This window comes from Acinetobacter sp. HR7 (assembly GCF_000773685.1).
GTDB classification, from domain to species: domain Bacteria; phylum Pseudomonadota; class Gammaproteobacteria; order Pseudomonadales; family Moraxellaceae; genus Acinetobacter; species Acinetobacter thermotolerans.
This window is the reverse complement of record NZ_JPQO01000167.1, coordinates 18,011-38,048: the sequence shown is the minus strand read 5'-3', so window position 1 is coordinate 38,048 and position 20,038 is coordinate 18,011. Positions and strand designations below refer to the sequence as shown.

At 43.8% G+C, this 20,038-nt stretch carries 18 protein-coding genes and 1 tRNA gene; 10 read left to right on the top strand and 9 right to left on the bottom strand.

What is annotated here, in order from left to right:
* The first annotated feature begins 104 nt into the window (after positions 1-104).
* Entirely contained in the window at positions 105-599 is a 495-nt protein-coding gene (locus GW12_RS08530) for a hypothetical protein (protein ID WP_171077691.1), read from the top strand.
* Between the two features lie 345 nt (positions 600-944).
* Positions 945-2,570, top strand: a complete 1,626-nt coding sequence (locus tag GW12_RS08525; RefSeq protein ID WP_034586277.1) for an NAD+ synthase — start codon at positions 945-947, stop codon at positions 2,568-2,570.
* Between the two features lie 207 nt (positions 2,571-2,777).
* On the opposite strand, the gene GW12_RS08520 is transcribed toward GW12_RS08525, so the two are convergent.
* Positions 2,778-2,854 (bottom strand) — tRNA-Met (locus GW12_RS08520).
* 620 nt (positions 2,855-3,474) lie between these two features.
* On the opposite strand from GW12_RS08520, the gene GW12_RS08515 reads away from it, so the two are divergent.
* A complete protein-coding gene (locus GW12_RS08515; RefSeq protein WP_034586274.1) occupies positions 3,475-3,921 on the top strand; it encodes a universal stress protein in 447 nt (148 codons plus the stop codon).
* A gap of 48 nt (positions 3,922-3,969) precedes the next feature.
* Here the strand turns inward: GW12_RS08515 and GW12_RS08510 are convergent, their stop codons facing one another.
* Together GW12_RS08510 and GW12_RS08505 are read right to left on the bottom strand one after the other, a co-directional pair.
* A complete protein-coding gene (locus GW12_RS08510) occupies positions 3,970-4,305 on the bottom strand; it encodes an MGMT family protein (RefSeq protein ID WP_171077687.1) in 336 nt (111 codons plus the stop codon).
* 116 nt (positions 4,306-4,421) lie between these two features.
* Positions 4,422-5,921, bottom strand: coding sequence for a sodium:proton antiporter (locus GW12_RS08505; RefSeq protein WP_034586268.1), 1,500 nt, complete (start codon positions 5,919-5,921; stop codon positions 4,422-4,424).
* 218 nt (positions 5,922-6,139) lie between these two features.
* Between GW12_RS08505 and GW12_RS15445 the strand changes: the two genes are divergently transcribed.
* Positions 6,140-6,400, top strand: coding sequence for a hypothetical protein (locus GW12_RS15445; RefSeq protein WP_227504154.1), 261 nt, complete (start codon positions 6,140-6,142; stop codon positions 6,398-6,400).
* Between the two features lie 208 nt (positions 6,401-6,608).
* Here GW12_RS15445 and GW12_RS08495 read toward each other — a convergent pair whose 3' ends face one another.
* Together GW12_RS08495 and GW12_RS08490 are read right to left on the bottom strand one after the other, a co-directional pair.
* On the bottom strand, positions 6,609-7,511 hold the full coding sequence (locus GW12_RS08495) for a neutral zinc metallopeptidase (RefSeq protein ID WP_034586265.1): 903 nt from the start codon (positions 7,509-7,511) through the stop codon (positions 6,609-6,611).
* Positions 7,512-7,561: 50 nt separating this feature from the next.
* Complete coding sequence (locus GW12_RS08490) at positions 7,562-8,488, bottom strand: DUF808 domain-containing protein (protein WP_034586261.1); 927 nt, start codon at positions 8,486-8,488, stop codon at positions 7,562-7,564.
* 190 nt (positions 8,489-8,678) lie between these two features.
* On the opposite strand from GW12_RS08490, the gene trpS reads away from it, so the two are divergent.
* Positions 8,679-9,692: a tryptophan--tRNA ligase gene (gene trpS, locus GW12_RS08485; protein WP_034586258.1), complete on the top strand. Its 1,014-nt coding sequence runs from the start codon at positions 8,679-8,681 to the stop codon at positions 9,690-9,692.
* Positions 9,693-10,095: 403 nt separating this feature from the next.
* Here trpS and lysS read toward each other — a convergent pair whose 3' ends face one another.
* Positions 10,096-11,625 (bottom strand): lysine--tRNA ligase, encoded by a 1,530-nt coding sequence (lysS, locus tag GW12_RS08480; RefSeq protein ID WP_034586254.1) that lies wholly within the window; start codon positions 11,623-11,625, stop codon positions 10,096-10,098.
* Positions 11,626-12,001: 376 nt separating this feature from the next.
* Between lysS and GW12_RS08475 the strand changes: the two genes are divergently transcribed.
* The gene (locus GW12_RS08475; protein ID WP_034586251.1) at positions 12,002-12,517 is read left to right on the top strand and encodes a YqiA/YcfP family alpha/beta fold hydrolase; all 516 of its coding nucleotides are present in this window, start codon (positions 12,002-12,004) and stop codon (positions 12,515-12,517) included.
* 58 nt (positions 12,518-12,575) lie between these two features.
* Here GW12_RS08475 and GW12_RS08470 read toward each other — a convergent pair whose 3' ends face one another.
* Entirely contained in the window at positions 12,576-13,118 is a 543-nt protein-coding gene (locus GW12_RS08470) for an adenine phosphoribosyltransferase (protein ID WP_034586249.1), read from the bottom strand.
* A 497-nt stretch (positions 13,119-13,615) separates the two neighbouring features.
* Between GW12_RS08470 and rubA the strand changes: the two genes are divergently transcribed.
* The 4 genes from rubA (at position 13,616) to oxyR (ending at position 16,945) form a co-directional block, all read left to right on the top strand.
* Positions 13,616-13,780, top strand: a complete 165-nt coding sequence (gene rubA, locus GW12_RS08465; RefSeq protein ID WP_034586247.1) for a rubredoxin RubA — start codon at positions 13,616-13,618, stop codon at positions 13,778-13,780.
* 78 nt (positions 13,781-13,858) lie between these two features.
* Entirely contained in the window at positions 13,859-15,037 is a 1,179-nt protein-coding gene (locus GW12_RS08460) for an NAD(P)/FAD-dependent oxidoreductase (protein ID WP_034586245.1), read from the top strand.
* Positions 15,038-15,094: 57 nt separating this feature from the next.
* Positions 15,095-16,039, top strand: a complete 945-nt coding sequence (gene estB / locus GW12_RS08455; protein ID WP_034586244.1) for an esterase EstB — start codon at positions 15,095-15,097, stop codon at positions 16,037-16,039.
* 6 nt (positions 16,040-16,045) lie between these two features.
* Positions 16,046-16,945: a LysR family transcriptional regulator OxyR gene (oxyR, locus tag GW12_RS08450; protein ID WP_034586242.1), complete on the top strand. Its 900-nt coding sequence runs from the start codon at positions 16,046-16,048 to the stop codon at positions 16,943-16,945.
* 152 nt (positions 16,946-17,097) lie between these two features.
* Here oxyR and ppk1 read toward each other — a convergent pair whose 3' ends face one another.
* Positions 17,098-19,179, bottom strand: coding sequence for a polyphosphate kinase 1 (gene ppk1, locus GW12_RS08445; protein WP_034586238.1), 2,082 nt, complete (start codon positions 19,177-19,179; stop codon positions 17,098-17,100).
* Positions 19,180-19,304: 125 nt separating this feature from the next.
* Positions 19,305-19,979: a monofunctional biosynthetic peptidoglycan transglycosylase gene (mtgA, locus tag GW12_RS08440; protein ID WP_034586235.1), complete on the bottom strand. Its 675-nt coding sequence runs from the start codon at positions 19,977-19,979 to the stop codon at positions 19,305-19,307.
* Between the last annotated feature and the right edge of the window lie 59 nt (positions 19,980-20,038).

Below are 20,038 nucleotides of genomic sequence, written 5' to 3'. Positions count from 1 at the left end.
TTCCAGTAGTTTGGATGAAACCATGTAAGCTGACTTGCACAACTCAAAAATAGGATGCTAAGGTCTGCCTATATATTTCACCCATTTCCCTGCACCGCCCTATGCTGTTGCTCAAGTTACTGCCTTTTTTAATCAAACTGCTCAAACTGGATCGCTTTAAATGCCGTCCACTCACTCAAGGTGAAATCCAGATGTGCCTTTCAGTGTTTGGTGACCGGGTTGATTACAGCAAAGTGCATGTCATGAATCATCCTTTCTTGCCCTGGCAACCGAAACATATTTTGATGGCACCGATCGGCTATGTGCATGTGCGCAATATTCTTTTTAAGGAGGATTATTCCAAAGAGAATGCGAGCTTTCGCGCCGTATTTATTCATGAGATGACCCATATTTTCCAGCATCAGCATGGTATTAATGTGGTGCTACGCGGTGCGATTTTACAGACCGCTTATTTTTTAAGTTTTGGCAAATATAATCCCTATCAATATACCTATATTCCGGGAAAAGCATTCTGGTGCTATAACATCGAACAGCAAGGCGATATTGCACGTGATATTTATCTTAAGAAAATACCCAATATTATTCAGGAACTGGAATAATTTTTTTAGAGCTAAAATCCTAATTTTTCACACAACATACTCACTTCAGACGGATTCCTTACAAAAGCATAAGCGTTCGTTTTATTTTTAATGATACAGTTGCATTTCAACAATAAATCTATGCAAACAACGCTAGCATCTGCTTCAAAATTCGATAGAATAACTCTTGTCTGATATTTTCCTCCCAATAATTGAGATTAAATATCACGCTTTATGATTGTGTTTAAAATTTATAGCCATTTGGCATTATGTTAGTACACCCCAATTGCACTCTACTGAAGAACTATAATTTTAAATATCAGCCGATTAGTGCAAAAAATCTATCAGGATTAGGATTTAGTTGGAATGAAAAGTTTTAAAATTGCCCTTGCTCAATTCTCTCCACATGTAGGCAATATCGACGCAAATACGCAAAAAATTATCGAACAGGCCAATCTGGCAAAAAAAGACAATGCTGATCTGATTATCTTTCCAGAACTTTCGATTCTTGGTTACCCTGCAGAAGATTTGATTCTGCGTCCAAGTTTGACCAAACGTACTCAACAGGCATTTGATCAACTGGCACAAGTCAAAGACATCGTAATGGTGTTTGGTTTTGTGAACGTGGCTGAAGATGGTCAGCGTTTTAACTCTGCTGCTGTGATGAAAGATGGTCAGGTATTGGGTGTTTATAACAAGCAGACACTGCCTAATTACAGCGTTTTTGATGAAAAACGTTACTTCAATAAAGGTCATCAGCACCTGGTCTTTGAATACCTCGGTCACAAGTTTGGCGTACTGATTTGCGAAGATGTCTGGTCTTTAAATACGGTGCAGCAACTGGCTCAGCTGAATATCGATACTGCCCTAGTACTGAACTCTTCTCCTTATGAAGTCGGCAAGCCACAGCACCGCATTGACACCATGGCTGCATTGGTCAAAGAACTGAATATCAATCTGGTTTACTGTAACCAGGTGGGTGGTCAGGATGATCTGGTCTTCGACGGTACCAGCTTTGTTCTGAATAAAACCGGGGAACTGGCACTGCAAGCACCTAGCTTCCAGGAAGGCCTACATCTGGTGGAATTCAATGCTGAACAACAAGCATTCAGCAAAGGCACCGTAACTCCAGTACTGGACACCATGGCAGAGATTTATCAAAGTCTGGTGGTTGGAACACGTGACTATGTTCAACGTTCTGGCTTCCCGGGCGTCATTCTAGGGCTGTCTGGCGGGATCGACTCTGCATTGACGTTAGCCATTGCCGTGGATGCCTTGGGTGCTGATAAAGTCCAAGCGGTGATGATGCCTTATACTTATACTGCGCAAATCAGTGTAGAAGATGCAGCAGAACAGGCCAAAACTCTAGGCGTGACTTTCGGTATTGCCGAGATCAATCCGATTGTAAATGGCTTCCTGCAAACCCTATATCCATTCTTTGGTGATGCACCAGTGGATGCAACCGAAGAGAACTTGCAGGCACGTTCACGCGGCACACTGCTGATGGCATTATCCAACAAGTTTGGTAACCTAGTACTGTCTACCGGCAACAAATCTGAACTGTCTGTGGGTTATTGCACCCTATACGGCGATATGGTCGGCGGTTTCGCAGTACTGAAAGATGTCTACAAAACCATTGTGTTTGAACTGGCGAAATACCGTAATAGCATTGCTGAAACACCAGTAATTCCTGAACGTGTGATTACCCGTCCACCTTCAGCAGAACTTCGCCCAGACCAATTGGATCAGGACTCATTACCTCCATACGAAGTGCTGGATGCAATCCTGTACTCTTATATCGAAGAAGATCAAAGCCAAGATGACATCATTGCCAAAGGCTTTGATGAAGAGGTAGTAAAACGCGTGATTCGTCTGGTGGATATCAGCGAATACAAACGCCGCCAAGGTGCAATCGGTCCTCGTATTAGCTCACGTTCCTTTAGCCGTGAACGCCGTTACCCAATCGTGAATGGCTGGAAACCGGGCGTCTAAGACTCCTCTTTTCTTAGAAGATAGAAATTCAAAATCGCTTAAGTCCGCTTAGGCGATTTTTTATTTTTAAATAATTTGAATGATAGAAATAAAATACTGAAAAATTAGAGGTGAAATTCAGAAGAATAGTGCAACAGTTTTAACAGAATAAAATATATTTTTTAGGCACAAAAAAAGAGACCAAGCTGAGAGCTTGGTCTATAAAAATGGTGGCTATGACTGGACTTGAACCTGTGACCCCAGCATTATGAGTGCTGTGCTCTAACCAACTGAGCTACATAGCCGTAAACTGTGTGCGCATTATCTTAACTTCCTTACCTATCGTCAAGTATTTTTACAGGTAAATGTTCAGTCTTTATGCAATGATGTAATAATCATTTAAAAATTAAACAAATTCATCATCTTATTATTTATTGTTCTTTTACCTAGAATTCCTCTTCTAATCTATTGAACAAAAAGAAGCGCTTAATCAACGCGCTATTTTTTTTAAATCTCCCATCCAGAAAGATCAGCAAAGAATGTATTTTTAAGTAGCTATTTTATTTTAGAAAATACCTCCAACCCTATCCCCTTAGATCTGCAGGTTAAAAATGATTAGCAGCTAAATAAATTTAATGAACCATTCATACAAGGCTTTTCCCTTTCCATTGCAGCAACCAGAACCCAAATAATTTAACTAGCTCCAAGATCAATTATTCAAAAACCCCCAAATAAGACTTTTCTACTACTAGAATTTTAGCTTAATTTTTCATCTATCTATTCAAACTAATTTTCCTGAATTCCTACGAATTTAGCTGGTTTTATTTCTATGCAATAGGGTATATGATCAAACTATAAGCAGGAAATTTTAGCCCGGACAACCGGTTCATAATTATAAAACTTTGCTTCCGTAAGGAGATTGGTTATGTCTTTTCAAAATATTTTAGTTCCAATTGATGGTTCACAAACTTCACTTGTTGCTGTAGATAAGGCTGTAGAACTGGCCAAAGCATTTAACAGCAAAATCACCGTGGTTCAGGTGATGACTCTAGACCCTTATATCGCTGCTGAATACATCACAGCAGCACAAACCAATGACCTGATTGAACGTGCGCGCACTTCCATTCAGCAAAACTTGGATGAAGCGAAAAAACGTTTTGAAGCTGCAGGTGTTCAAGTAGAAACCCAGTTATTAGAAGGTCAGGTGGTGAATACCGAAATCGCCAAAGCCGCAAAAACCTTAGGTGCTGACCTGATTGTGATCGGTTCACATGGTCGTACTGGCTTCAAGAAATTCTTCCTGGGCAGCGTGGCGCAAAGCATTCTTGGACAGGCTGAAATTCCAGTGCTGGTGGTACGCGGTCACGATTAAGCCTTAATTCGCCATATTTAAAATACCTCATCTCCGCATGGGGTATTTTTATGCGTGTAGACCATCCCATTGATAGGTTTTTAGATTCACTTTATCCCCTATCACCACCACACCTTCTTGCATTAATTTAGCCGCCTGTATATTCATGCCTTGCTCGTCGAGTTTATGCACACTGATTTTGCCTTGGGAATTAATCACCCGATGCCAAGGCAAATCTGAGGATTCATCCATTTCCTTCAGTACACGTCCGACCAGTCGCGCATGCCGTGGCAATCCTGCAAGTTTGGCAATCTGGCCATAGCTTGCCACTTTACCTTGAGGAATCAAGGCAACAATACTCAGAATCATTTGGGCAAGTTCATCACTGGGTCTGGCTAGTATCATCGATTTCCCTTTTGTTTTGTCCTGATCTTAATCATTTATTATTCACGTACCAATAGAAAATATGGGCAATAAAAAAAAGAGAATCCGGAGATTCTCTTTTTAACATAAGCAAGAAATTAGAAGTTGTCCGGACTTTCCAGGCGTTTTACTTCCTGCACTTTTTCCGGATTATGTACTGCTGCGACACCATCCTCATCTTTCTCATCAATTAAGGTTTCTGGCTGATACACGGTAATAGTTTCATTACCCTGCGCATCTTCACCGATAATATACTTAAAGCCTTTGCGGTTCATTCGATGGCACAACCGCTGATACCAGCCTTTCCAGCCCAGGGTTTCTTCATTAGGGTTGTGATAAAACGCATTCATTACCGCCGGCAGCCCAAGACCACACACCACACCGGAGAGCAGCACCACAATAAAGGTATAACCAATCAGAATACTGCTGTACTCTTCCAATTCTGGAATATTGGCAACCGCCAGAATTAGCGCCAGAGAAATCCCCCCACGGACACCACCCCAAGATAGAATTGCCAAACTGCCGTTGTAACGCTTTCTGCGCAAGTGCGGGAACATCGAGAAAGATAAAAAGTTTGCTGCAAAACGCGCGACGTGCAAGATAATAAAGGCCACTATCCCGCCCAGAATCAGGCTGGTACTCAGGTCAATAATAAATAGTTCCAAACCAATCAGGGTAAACAGGAAGGAATTAATAATCCCTTCTACGGTATGCCAGAAATGATTGACGTCCCCGATGTCGGCATCAGCCAGAATTTCTTTCCACTTGTTACCGACAATTAAACCACCAATCACACAGGCAATAGGTGCAGATGCATGGGCTAACAATGCCACTAGATAAGAACCACAAGCTAACAATGCTGTTGTCAGAATCAGTGATTCCATTTCATGTTTGCCACGCAAAATACGTAGGATTGCCCAACCAAATACCACACCAATCAGCACTGCGACGACAATTTCATACAACAGCGTTTGCAATACACCCAGAATAGTAAAGCTTTCCCCTTGCAATACATTTAGCAAAGTCATAAACAAGGCAATACACATCGCGTCATTAAACAATGATTCGCCTTCTAGCTTCACCATCAGATGATACGGTGCACGAACCGAACTGAGTACCCCTTTGATTCCGATCGGGTCGGTAGCCCCCAAGGCGGCGCCAAGCAGCAATAGTACGACCAGATCCACATGCTTGCCGATCAGGAACTGGTAACCATACAGCGCCAGACCAAAGAACACTGCACAGAAAACCAGTGCCAGACTGGCCAGAATCCCGATCGGACGCCAGTGGTTACGCAAATCTGAAACCTTAAATTTCAGCGCCGATGAGGTCAGGATGAAACAGATCACCCCATTGATCAGGAAGTCATAGAAATCAATATGCCGAACTGCGTTTTCAATATTGGTAATATTGATGCTGAAAAAAGGATTGCCATGTAGCAGACTCGCGCCCCATTGCAGGATAAACACGAAAATCGCGGAAACAATTGGAACCCCAATGGCTTGAGGAAAACCCAATACCCGCTTATTGAATAATGTCGTGGCAATAGATAGGGCAAAAACAACGGTGAGAAGTTGTAAGAAAAAGAAATTTCCCATGGATTTCCTTAAAAAATGCAGCCCACGCCTGAGAAAAGTGCCGGCCTATCAAAAAATAAAATATCTAGCAAAGAGGTATTTCCGGGTGAAATAAGTTTAATCCCCTTTCCCAGGCTTTTGAGTTAAGTTTCTTTTCAAGGATTTTAACTGATGAATTATCATACAATTCAATCATCATTTCTCATATATGCTTCGGCGTAATTTTTAACAGTTCTCCCATGCTTCAAATGGGGAAAACTATTTTTCGCCTATGTCTGGCCATAATAGTTTTTCTAGTCACACTGTCGTTGTGGTTGACCTGTGTCACCAGAATTCAGGAAATTCTGCAGGCAGAAAATCAAAAATATCAGCAAGGCAAATCTCTGACTTTAATCAGCAGCCCAGCTGAGCAAGTCATGCTCTCCAATAACCAGAAACCAGTGAATGCCGTGTTTATTTTCAACTGGGAAAAAGCAGATTTTATTTATCCCAAACATTAGATTCAGCAGTTTGTTCCGCAGAATATTTACAACCTGAAATTTAAAGTATTTAGGATCGGTCTATTTGCAATTGCTGTCTTATTTATCTGCTTTAGTCTGATTAAAGACTTCCGCCATTTTCTAAGCTAATAATTTAAATATTGAGTTAAAAATAAAGGAGCATTTTTGCTCCTTTAATTTATTCTGAAAAATTGAAATATTAAAAGCTTTAGATCCCTTTATTAAAGGTATCACAGTCCGCCATTTGCCCTGATTTCAAACCGGTATTAAACCACTGCATCCGCTGTGCACTGGTACCATGGGTAAAACTGTCGGGTACAGCATGACCTTGAGCTTTTTTCTGCAGATAGTCATCACCAATCTTATGAGCAGCATCCATCGCTTCCTGTACATCGCCCTGTTCTAGGAACTGGGTTCTTTCATGGTTATGATAGGCCCACACGCCTGCCAGACAGTCGGCTTGTAATTCTTGATACACAGATAACTTATTGGCCTGCGCTTTGGTCGCCTGCTGACGCGCCTGCTGTACCTGCGAAGAAATGCCTAACAAGGTCTGAATATGATGTCCGACCTCATGTGCCACCACATACGCCTGAGCAAAATCACCCGCCTGGTCATTACGTGACAGTTCAGTTTGATTCTGCTCGCCACTAATGTCCATTTGAGTACGCATGTCTCTAAAGAAAGACGTATCGATATACACTTTCTGGTCTGCTGGGCAATAGAACGGCCCCATGGCAGATTGTGCCGTACCACAACCGGAATTCACTACACCACTAAACATCACCAGTTTTGGCGGCGTATATTGCTGGTTCAGCTGCTGCTGAAAAACTTGTGACCAGGTATCCTCGGTATCTGCAAGCACTGTACCGACAAATTCCATCGCTTCCTGCTGCTCTGGCGTTGGATTATCCAGACCACTCGTTTCTGCACTGGAAACATTTTGAGTCACTTGTTTGGTGGCTTGATAAGCCTGCTGCGGATCGACCCCAAAGAATTTCCAGGCCACAAAGGCCACGATCAGACCAATAATACTGATTCCACCCGCTTTGGCGCCACCGCCACGGCGGTCTTCTACATTGCTACTAACTCGACGACCTTTCCAGCGCATAGTGATTTCCTTATAGTTTACTTCAGCTTATTTTAGCGATTCAGGATTAATTATGCCTGCTTCGATTTAGATTTAATCTTTTGAATTAAAGCAATTACGATAAATACTAGCAACCCGGCAATAAAACCAATCACCAAATTAATGAATGTTGGAGTAACCGCTCCTACAATGCTACCCATTGTCGGAATATGCTCGACATACTCTACAGAATCTTCGGTGAAATGATGGAACCATGGAATCGTATGCGCAATAATCCCGCCTCCGACCAGGAACATGGCAATCGTTCCTACAATCGTTAGGGTTTTCATAAGCTTGGGGGCAAAAGCCAGTAGGCCGCGACCCACGCTTTGTTTAAAACTTGATGCCTGCTCGGTTAGGTATAATCCCAAATCATCAATTTTCACAATCATGGCCACAAAGCCATACACGCCGATTGTCATCACCACAGCAATTGCCGAGAGTACCATCACCTTAGTCGTAAAAGCTGCAGTAGCGACAGTACCTAGCGAAATCACAACAATTTCAGCCGACAAAATAAAATCCGTACGAATCGCACCTTTAATTTTGTCTTTTTCGAATTGCACCAGATCTGTTTCAATTGTGGTTAATTCTGCTTCAGCTTCTTCTTCAGTCTTGGCTTTTTTGTGCTGTATGCTATGTAGTACTTTCTCCACACCTTCATAACACAGAAACAGACCACCAATCATTAATAAAGGATTGATTAACCATGGCGCGACTACGCTGATCAGCAAAGCCAAAGGAACAAGAATTAGTTTATTAACGAAGGAGCCTTTGGCGACGCCCCACACGACAGGAAGTTCACGTTCTGAACGTACACCACTCACTTGCTGAGCATTGAGTGCTAAATCATCTCCCAAAACCCCAGCCGTCTTTTTTGCAGCCATTTTACTCATGACCGCAACATCGTCTAGAACCGTGGCAATATCATCCAGTAATATTAATAAGCTACTCGCCATTCTTGTTATTCCTTATAAATCTAGAAATATTCTACTCAAAAACAAAGTTCGAGATTGTATTTACTTCTTTAAATTCCTAGATTTTTTGCAGCAGGCATTTATTGTGACTGACATTCAAAAACAGAATGCCGTACAATGTTGCGATCCTAAAAATTTTGAATGTAGTACGACTACTGTTTTGGAATAGATAATGAGTAATCAAGATAATCGTCCAGTGATCTTGACTGGCGACCGTCCTACCGGACAACTTCACCTCGGTCACTTTGTTGGTTCTTTGCGTTCTCGCGTGGGTTTACAGGATTCTCACCATCAACATCTGCTGCTTGCTGACGCTCAGGCCCTGACAGACAATGCAGATAACTTCGAAAAAGTACGTCGTAATATCATTGAAGTTGCAACTGACTATCTTGCTGTCGGTATTGATCCAACCAAAACTACCATCTGCGTACAGTCTTGCCTGCCAGCGCTGAATGAGCTGACCATGCTTTACCTGAACTTCGTAACAGTTTCTCGCCTGGAACGTAACCCAACCATCAAATCTGAAATTCAGATGCGTGGTTTCGAGCGTGACATTCCAGCTGGCTTCCTGTGCTACCCAGTCGCTCAAGCTGCCGACATTACTGCATTCAAGGCAACTGTAGTACCAGTCGGTGAAGACCAGATCCCAATGATCGAACAGACCAACGAAATCGTGCGTCGTCTGAACCGTCAAGTGGGTCGTGAACTGCTGCCAGAATGTAAGGCACTTCTGTCAAATGTGGGCCGTCTGCCAGGCTTTGACGGCAAGGCAAAAATGTCCAAGTCTTTAGGCAATACCATTGTGCTGGATGCCTCTGACAAAGACATTAAAAAAGCGGTCAATGCGATGTACACCGACCCGAACCACCTACGCATTGAAGATCCAGGTCAGGTAGAAGGCAACGTAGTATTTACTTATCTGGATGCGTTCGATCCAAACAAAGAAGAACTGGAAGAGCTGAAAGCACACTACCGTCGTGGCGGTTTAGGCGATGGTGCTGTGAAAAAACGTTTGGAAGGTATCCTGAAAGAGCTGATCGGCCCAATCCGTGAACGCCGTATGGAGCTGCAAAAAGATCCTGACTACATCATGGATGTACTGAAAACTGGTACAGATAAATGTCGTGACATCACTCAGGCAACTTTAGATGAAGTGAAAAATGCACTCGGTGTGTTCCACTTCTAAGTCCGGAATAAAGCTTTAAAATACTGAAAAGCCCTTCTCATGAAGGGCTTTTTTGTGAGTCATCTCCATAATTAGTTCATATTATGGAATTTAAGTCACAGAACTGTTTAAAAACTTACTTTACTTAACAGCACTTAACACGTTTACCAATGTAATAAAGGCTGAAGAGTTTTATTCTGATTACATATTGAGGAAACAGCAAGAAACATTCTCCACAGTTTCATTTGCAATAAGTTTTTCCTTTTTCTACGCAATGACAACCCCAATCATTGCGTTTTTTTTGTCTGTAATTTTATAAGAATGCATTTTAGCCTAGATGAGTCCATAACAATGTTCGGCTTATGTGACAAGAATGTAGCCCATAAAAAACCCGCATCATGTGCGGGTTTTTTTGTGCTTAGGTTTAAGCGTGTTTATGACGCATGTGTGGGAACAGGATGACGTCACGGATACTTGGTGCATTGGCAAAGATCATCACCAGACGGTCGATCCCGATACCTTCACCCGCTGTTGGAGGTAGACCGTATTCCAGCGCTTCAATGAAGTCCGCATCGTAATGCATTGCTTCATCATCACCCGCGTCTTTTTCAGCAACCTGAGCCTGGAAGCGTTCAGCCTGGTCGATCGGGTCATTTAATTCCGAGAAGCCATTCGCCAGCTCACGACCACCGATGAAGAATTCAAAACGGTCAGTGATGTGTGGATTTTCATCATTACGACGAGCCAGTGGAGAAGTTTCTGCTGGGTATTCAGTCACAAAAGTAGGCTGACGCAGTTTAGTTTCTACAGTTTCTTCAAATACGATCGTTTGCAGTTTGCCCAGACCGAAACCTGGTTTCACTTCTTCTTTCAACTCTTCACGAACAAATTTCGCCAGGAACTCACGGTCATTCACGTTTTCAGGTGTGAACTGCGGGTTGTGCTCAAGAATCGCATCAAACATTGAGATTTTCTTGAATGGGCCTTTGAAGCTATACACTTCATCGCCATAAGGCACGTCAGTTGTACCTAGGATATCCAGGGCCAGTTTTTCCAGCATTTGTTCAGTCAGTTCCATCAGGTCTTTATAGTCTGCATAAGCCTGATAGAACTCGATCATGGTGAATTCCGGGTTATGACGAGTTGAAACACCTTCATTACGGAAGTTACGGTTGATTTCGAATACACGTTCAAAACCACCTACGACCAACCGTTTCAGATAAAGCTCAGGCGCAATACGCAGGAACAGCGGCATATCCAAAGCGTTGTGGTGTGTTTCGAATGGACGCGCAGACGCCCCGCCTGGAATCACGTGCATCATTGGAGTTTCAACTTCCATGAAGCGTTTTTCAGTCAGGTAACTACGGATACCAGCAACCACTTTGGCACGGATTTCAAAAGTTTTACGGGTCTCTTCGTTAACAATCAGATCCAGATAACGTTTACGGTATTTCACTTCTGTGTCTGTCAGACCATGGAATTTGTCTGGCAGTGGACGCAATGATTTAGTCAGTAATTCAAAATGTTCGATGTGAACGTAAAGATCACCTTTACCAGAACGGCCGATATAACCTTCTGCTGCAATGATGTCACCCAGATCCAGTGATTTGATGGTTGCTAGTGTATCAGCATCCAGTTCTTTACGTGGAACATAGAGCTGGATACGGCCAGTCATGTCCTGGATCACAATGAATGAACCACGGTTCAACATCACACGACCAGCAACTTTTACATAAACCTTTTCGCCTGCTTCAATTTCTTCTTTTGATTTGTCAGCGAACTGGTCTTGAAGGTCTTGTGCATAGTGTTCACGCTTGAAGGTATTTGGCCATGGGCTCTTACCGGTTTCCTTGGCGTGTTCTTCAATTTGCTTTAACTTGGCATGACGCTGTGCAATTAAATCGTTTTCGGAAATGTGTTGTTCAGAAGTCGATTGAGCGTTAGTTTGCGTCATCTCTGCCTCGAATAAGATTAGTTTAAAAATAGAAGGTGCATACAATAGCAGATTTTGACGTTAAATCGTAGCGTCATGACTCATCTGAATTCTCTTTTCTGCTCAAATCTATTCTTTCCTTATAAATTTATTCCTGTCAGACAACCGCCAGCCCTTTACTGAGTAGAATTTGTGAAAAATTAATTGACCATTAATTCAAAAAATAACGTTGTGATATCAAAGTAGTGAAAGAATGCCTGCGACCTTTGGGTTAATTCTTTCATTGAACAAAATCTCTTAGACCAAATGCTAACTTCTTTCATTGTATAGACGTTCTACAATGTGTTCAGACGCAAATCATTGCTGGACCAGAAAACAAACGAATACGACGACCATAATGAGCCAATGCACTTCTAAAATCCTGTTTATTCATGGACTTGATTCTTCCAAAGAGTCAACAAAATTCCATGCCATTGATGCAGACAAAAAATATTGTATTGATGTGGATTATCGCAACCTCAATTATGTGACTGTAGCTGAATTCTATAGTGAAATTATTCAGAAGATTCATCCAGATATCCTGGTCGGACATAGCCTCGGTGGTTACTGGGCCTTAAAGATGTCGCAGCGCTTCCAGATTCCTTGTGTGATTGCCAATCCAAGCCTGAATCCAAATTTCCGTGATGATTACCCTGCCATCTGTGATGAGGACCTGCAGCACGATATTCCTCAATTTGCCTATATCGAACTGGGCGATGAAATGCTCGACATGCACGCAGTGCAGTCACAATTGGAAGACTACATGCAGGTCGAAGCCGTCGCTGGTGGCCATCACCGTCTGGAACATCCGGAACGAATCAATCCACTGATTCTGCAAATTGAACAGCTTCTGCAAAATCAATACATCATATAAAAATAACAGCCATAAAAAAGCCCCACAGGTTGTGAGGCTCCCAATCAATCGATAAGGCTTAAGCAGCTTCTACTTCAGGCTTAGATTTATCATCCAGTACAGTCCAGATATCCAGACCCAAGTCATTGTGCAGGTCGGGTAGATCAAGGAAGATGCTAGCGCCTAGCACTTCGTGATTACATTTAGCAGCCAGCTCACGTACCGCTTTCAAGGTACCACCAGTGGCCAGAACGTCATCGACAATAATCACCTTTTTAGACTGTACTTCAGCAGACATTTCCAGACGGTCCAAACCATATTCCAGACTATAACCCACACCCACGACTGGAGGTGGTAATTTACCTGCTTTACGAACCAGCAATAAGCCTTTTCCGGTACGCTGTGCTAACAGACTAGCCAGCACGAAACCACGTGCTTCAACCGCAATAAAGCTGTCTACTTCTTCCAGCTTTTCAGCAGGAATGCTCGCAATCAAGGCATCAGTCAATGCACCGATGTTGTTCATGAAAAGCGGCGTCAAGTCAAAGAAGCAGATACCTGGCTTTGGAAAATCCTGGACAGTACGAATGTGAGACCACAATGAAGTAGACATATTGCTCATGGGAGATCGTTAAATAAGAAAAAAGAACCGGTGAATTTTAAACTGTATTACGACTAAAGGATAGTGGAAATTGTGTATTTTTCCCGCAATTTCCCTCTTGACATTTGCGTATCTATTTTCAGTTCAGGGATTTATCACAGTGCTTTTTTAATAAAAATTTTAATGCTTGTTCCGAAGCCATTTTCCATTTCCATTCAGTCAAATATTTTTCTGAAGATGCTTATCGCCAGAAAAAAATCGTCCCTGACTGATCCATCAGAATGAATGCATTTTCCAGCATATTTCAATCCATAAAAAATTTGAATAAATGATATTTTCTGACCCGTATCGCTATTCTGCTTTTAATTTCACTGAATAAACTGTTATCCACTTTACTTTCTGAACAGAACTGCGTAAAAATTTAGCCAAATATGAATGCTGAAAATGCCATATTATTAGAGTCTTGCCTGTTCAGGTTTTTATCCAGCCCGAAGAATCGCTGGTTTTTGGAGAGTTACATGAAAAAATATCAATGCATCGTTTGTGGATGGATTTACGACGAAGCTGAAGGCTGGCCGCAGGACGGTATCGCACCAGGCACCAAATGGGAAGATATTCCAGATGACTGGACTTGCCCAGACTGTGGCGTATCTAAACTCGATTTTGAAATGATCGAAGTCTGATCACAGCCAGACAAAGGCCATTTTCAGTGGTCTTTTTTTATGCCCTTAAATACATACTAAAAAAGCATGGAGTTCAATATGCATCCTATCGTCATCATTGGTTCGGGTATGGCAGGTTATGCTGTCGCACGCGAGTTTCGTAAGCTTAATCCAGACCATGAACTGCTCATGATTTGCGCCGATGATGCGACCAATTATGCCAAGCCTACCCTGTCCAATGCTTTTGTTGGTAAAAAAGCGCCTGAAAATATTGCACTGGGTGATGCAGCAAAAATGGCAGCTCAACTGAATATGCGTATTGAACCTCATACCTGGGGGAAAGCGATTGATGCCGCAGCCCATGAACTGACCATTGCCAAAGACGGACAAGAACAAAAACAATCTTATTCCAAACTGGTATTAGCAGTGGGTGCTAATCCGATCCGTTTAGCCATTTCAGGTGATGGTAGTGATGACATTCACGTGGTGAACAACCTGACTGACTATAAAGCGTTCCGTGCCAGCCTTGCAGCTCGTCAGGACAAGCGTGTTGTAATTCTAGGTGCGGGTCTGATCGGCTGTGAATTTGCCAATGACTTGCAGCATACTGGTCATCAGGTCACCATCATTGACCTGGCACCATATCCATTAGTGCGTTTGCTGCCTGAACATGTTGCCAAAGCTTTCCAGCAAAATCTGGCAGAAACTGGCATCAAGTTTGTCCTGGGCACGACCGTTGAAAAAGTCTCTAAAGTGGACAATGGCGACTATCTGGTAACGTTAGCCAATGGTCAGTCTGTAGTTGCCGATGTAGTCCTGTCTGCTGTTGGCTTACAGCCAAATGCGTCTATGGCCAAAGCCTCTGGTGTACATGCAGCACGCGGTATCTTGACTAATGCACATCTGGAAACTAACCTGCCCGACATTTATGCAGTCGGTGACTGTGCCGAAGTCAACGGCACCTTACTCCCTTATGTGATGCCAATCATGCAACAGGCACGTGCCTTGGCAAAAACCCTGAATGGTGAATCAACTTCGGTCCACTACCCTGCGATGCCGGTGGCTGTTAAAACTCCAGCTGCGCCATTGACTGTACTTCCGGCTCCAGCTGAAGTCGAAGTAACCTGGGAAACTGAAGAGTTTGACGATGGTATGCTGGCGAAAGCCACCGATAGTGAAGGCACCCTGCGTGGCTTTGTATTACTTGGTCCAACTGCATCAAAACAAAGACTTACACTGACTAAACAGGTCCCTGACTTGATTCCTGCAGCTGTTTAAGGTTTAAATACACAGGACATTCTTTGTACAGAATGTTCTTTTTTCAGGAAATCGGTCATGAACAGTGCCTTGCAATACAGTGTTTCCCCATACTCAGCTTTTATGCATGAAACCAAGGTCGATCTTGGTAATGGCATTGAACTGCATGTCGAAGTGGGTGGTTTAGAAAATCAGCCCACGCTGCTGTTAGTCATGGGCCTTGGCGCACAAATGCTGTTCTGGCCAGATTTCTTCTGTAAATCTTTTATTGACCAGGGCTTCCGGGTGATCCGTTTTGACAACCGCGATATTGGTTTGTCGTCCAAGGTGCATCATAAAGGACCTCGCTTGAACACCCTGAAACTCATGGGTCGTTTCATGCTCGGTCTTGAAAATCAGGGCGCACCTTATACCCTGTATGACATGGCCGATGATGTCAGCCTGTTGATTGACCGCATGGGACTAGATGAAGTCTATGTGCTCGGTGCTTCCATGGGCGGCATGATTGCCCAGATTCTGGCAGCGCGTTATCCGGAAAAAGTGAAAAAGCTCGGTTTGTTGTTTACCAGCAATAACCAGCCGCTGTTACCACCCCCATTTCCCAAACAACTCTTTAGTCTAATTGGCAAGCCGGCTTCGCATGATGAAGATGGAATTGTCGACCACAGCCTAAAGCTTTTTAAAATCATTGGCTCACCGGGTTATGTCAACCAGATCGAAGCCATGCAGACCGCCCGCAAATTATATCAGCGAAGTTATTATCCAGCGGGTGTACTTCAACAGTTTTTAGCAATATTATGTACGGGCTCGTTGCTGCAACTGGATAAGCAAATCCCTCATGAGACGCTTGTGGTTCATGGCTCTCACGATCGCTTGCTGCCACCCGGCCATGGTAAGGCTGTTGCAAAGGCAATATCAGGTGCTAAATTTGAATTAATTGATGGAATGGGGCATGATATCCCACCGCATTTTATTCCATATCTTAGCGAATTATTTGCTGATCATTTTAAATCATTAAATTAGGACACTATGGCTGCATTACCATCCCTAAGACAGCTGTCATACCTCGTAACACTGTCAGAGACGCTGCATTTTACAGAAGCTGCTCGCCGTTCTTTTGTGACTCAGTCCACCCTGTCTGGCGGGATCATGGAATTGGAGCGTTTGCTTGGTGGCGTTCTGGTTGAACGTGATCGTCAGAACGTACGTTTGACCCCGCTTGGTGAACAAGTGGTTGCACGCGCCCGTGTTCTACTGGCAGATGCTCAAGACCTGATGCGTTTAAGCCGCGAAATGAGCGAACCACTGACTGGTGACCTGCACCTTGGGGTGATTCCAACCATCGCGCCATTTATCTTGTCACAACTGTTGGATGAAGTGCACAAACAGCTGCCAAAAATCCAGTTGCATCTGCACGAAGCCCAAAGCGAAAAGATTGTGGAACGTCTGGAGCACGGCAACCTGGATATGGTGGTGCTGGCACTGCCATTTGATACTCGCAGCCTGAAAGTCGCTGAGATTGCCAAAGAAAGCCTGTACGTGGTGCATCACAAATCTGACCAGAATGCAGCAAATGCTAAAACATTAGAAGATCTGGATCTCTCTCGCCTGATGTTGCTGGAAGAAGGCCACTGTCTCCGCGATCATGCATTAAGTGCCTGCCCGATTGGTGAACGTAAAAATGATCACCGCCTGAAAGCAAGCTCATTGCCGACACTGATTGAAATGGTTTCTTCTGATTTAGGCTTCACCCTGCTGCCAGAAATTGCAATTCATACCAATATGGTGAAAGCTAATTCTGAACTTCAGGTGAACCGGATTAGTGGCGCACCAACCCGTACTTTGGCTTTGGTGACACGTAAAAGTACGCCGCTGCAAAGCGAATTCGATGTATTGCTACAGATTCTGCAGAAAGTCACTCAACACTAATCTGCTAGTCAAGCTAAAAAGGAGCACTTCGGTCGCTCCTTTTTTATTGCCTGAATGATTTGAGATGGGCCGCAGAATAAACTTTCGATTAAGCCGATTCAAAATAAAAAGAGGCCCCATTTTGAGCCTCTTTTTGAATGAAAATTGACACGTTACTTAAAGGTTTCTAGCAGTACCCGCTGTGCATTATGCGGTGCTTCCCCTTCTGCTGGTTGAGCACGCACCCAGGTACCGTCACTTTGCAGCAACCAGGCTTGCTGGTTGTCTTTCAGGTAGTTCAACAAACCTTGCTGATAGATGCGTTTTTTCAAGGTTTCATCTTCAATCGGGAAACAGGCTTCAACCCGGTTAAACAGGTTCCGATCCATCCAGTCAGCACTTGAGCAGTAAATACGAGAATCGCCATTATTCAGGAAGTAATACACGCGGGTATGTTCCAAAAAACGACCGACAATAGAACGTACACGAATATTTTCCGACAAACCCGGTAAACCCGGACGTAGACAACAGATTGAACGGATGATCAAGTCAATCTTTACACCAGCTTGTGATGCTTCATAGAGCTTATTAATCAGCTGTAGTTCAGTCAGCGCATTCACTTTGACAATGATCTGCGCTTTTTTGCCCGCTTTGGCATTGGCAATTTCATTGTCGATGTAATTGATAAGCTGGGCATGCAAGGTAAATGGCGCATGTAGCAGCTTTTTCAGCTTGGCCATTTTGCCCATACCTGTCAGTTCCTGGAAGATCCGGTGCACATCTTCACACAAGTCTTTGTCCGTGGTCAGCAAACCATAGTCGGTATAGATACGCGCATTGCCAGCATGGTAGTTCCCGGTGCCGAGATGGACATAACGTACCAGCTTGTTGTTTTCTCGACGCACTACCAGAATCATCTTGGCATGGGTCTTATAGCCCACAATGCCATACACAACCACCGCACCCGCTTCCTGTAGCACATTGGCAACGGCGATATTGGATTCTTCGTCAAAACGCGCACGCAGTTCGATAACGGCGGTGACTTCCTTACCATTACGCGCCGCTTCAGCCAGTACCTGCACAATTTCAGAATCTGCACCACTACGGTAGAGCGTCTGCTTGATCGCCAGTACCTGTGGATCACGCGCCGCTTCACGCAGCAAAGAAATTACCGGAGAGAAAGACTCAAATGGATGATGCAGCAGGATGTCCTGCTTCTGCATCGCACTAAAGATATTTTCCGATTTCTTCAGGACTTTAGGTACCACCGGAGTAAATGAGTCATAACGTAGGTGTGGGCGTTTAAAATTCGACAGCAAACGCGCCAGATTTACTGGACCGGCCACTTTATAGAGTTGCTCTTCTTCCAGATCGAACTCATCCAGCAAGTACTGATAAATATGCTGAGGACAATTTTCAGTCACTTCCAGACGTACCGCACGACCGAAACGGCGAGAGTTCAGTTCGCCTTTTAAGGCAATCGCCAAATCTTCCACATCTTCATTTAAAGCCAAGTCGGCATTACGGGTGACACGGAACTGATAGCATCCGGTTGCGGTCATGCCCGGGAACAGGTCGGATACATGCTCATGAATAATCGCAGACAGCATCACGTGATGCTCTTTGCCACCGGTTAATTCATCCGGCAGACGTACCACACGTGGCAAGGAACGTGGTGCAGGCACTACCGCTAGGTCAATCTGACGACCAAAAGCATCTTTCCCTTCTAGGGTCACAATAAAATTCAGGGATTTATTGACCAAACGCGGGAATGGATGCGCTGGGTCCAGACTGATTGGAGTCAATACCGGTGCTACCTGTTCCTGGAAGTATTTTTTCACCCATTGTGACTGCGCTGGAGTTAACTCACCACGGCGCAAGAAGCAGATATCTTCCTCACGCAGTTTTGGCAGGATTTCTTCATTTAAAATACGATACTGTCGTTCAATAGCAGCATGCGCAGTTTTAGAAATCTGCTCCAGCACCTGTTTCGGGGTCAGGCCATCCGGGCTACGGCTTTCATTGCCCAGATACAGCTGTTCCATCACCCCTGCTACACGGATCTCGAAAAACTCGTCCAGGTTACGGGAAAAGATCAGCAGGAAGTTCATGCGTTCCAGCAAGGGATGCAGTGGATCTACCGCCTGCTCCAGAACACGCAAATGGAAATCCAGAATAGACAGTTCCCGGTTAATGTAGCGGTCGTTATAGGTATATTCAGTCTGTACTGTAGGGCTATTCGCTGCCGTATTCATATCGAACCTATATAAATTTTAAAGTCTTCATTCATTACTATCAGTATGCTTTAAATTTATGACATTTTCATAAAAAAAGCCCGATTTCTCGGGCTTGATGGTGAATATTTATAACAATATTTCCCTTAAGGAATTTCCGCATAACGCATATAGCGGCGAATCATGTGCTTACGTGCCTTGAGCGCAGAGGCATGACGATGTTCTTCGAAATATTTCGGATTGGTCAGGATGGCTGCCAGAAAAATCGCTTCATCTTTGGTCAGGCTTTCTGAAGTCTTGCCGAAATAGTGTTTGGCTGCGGCTTCTGCTCCATAGACATGATGTCCGAACTCAATCGAGTTTAAATACACTTCCAGAATACGCTCTTTTGACCACATCCGTTCCATCATCCAGGTGGCAATGACTTCCTGACCCTTACGCAAAAAAGAACGCTTGTTAAACAGGAACAGGTTTTTCGCCAGCTGCTGGGAAATGGTCGAACCACCTGCTACGACCTTGCCTTGCTCTTTATTCTTACTCAATGCGGTCTGAATCCCTTCCCAGTCAAAACCGTGGTGATGCATAAACTTGCCATCTTCAGCGGTGACCACCGCCTTTTTCAGGTTGGTACTGATCTCGTCATAAGGACGCCACTGGTGTTTGATCGGTACGGCTGGCTCACTCCAGTAATCCAGACGCATCATCATGGTAGTATCCACCGGCTTGAAACGCCACCAGGCCAGAGAGGCAAAAATCCAGAGCTGGATACATAGAAACACACTGAACAACAGCAGGAAGATTCGGATCAGAAAAGCTTTCATGTCAGTGTGTTACTCCTGAAGATGTCAATTTTTCGTGTTAAGCTTGTCGGAAAGATAAA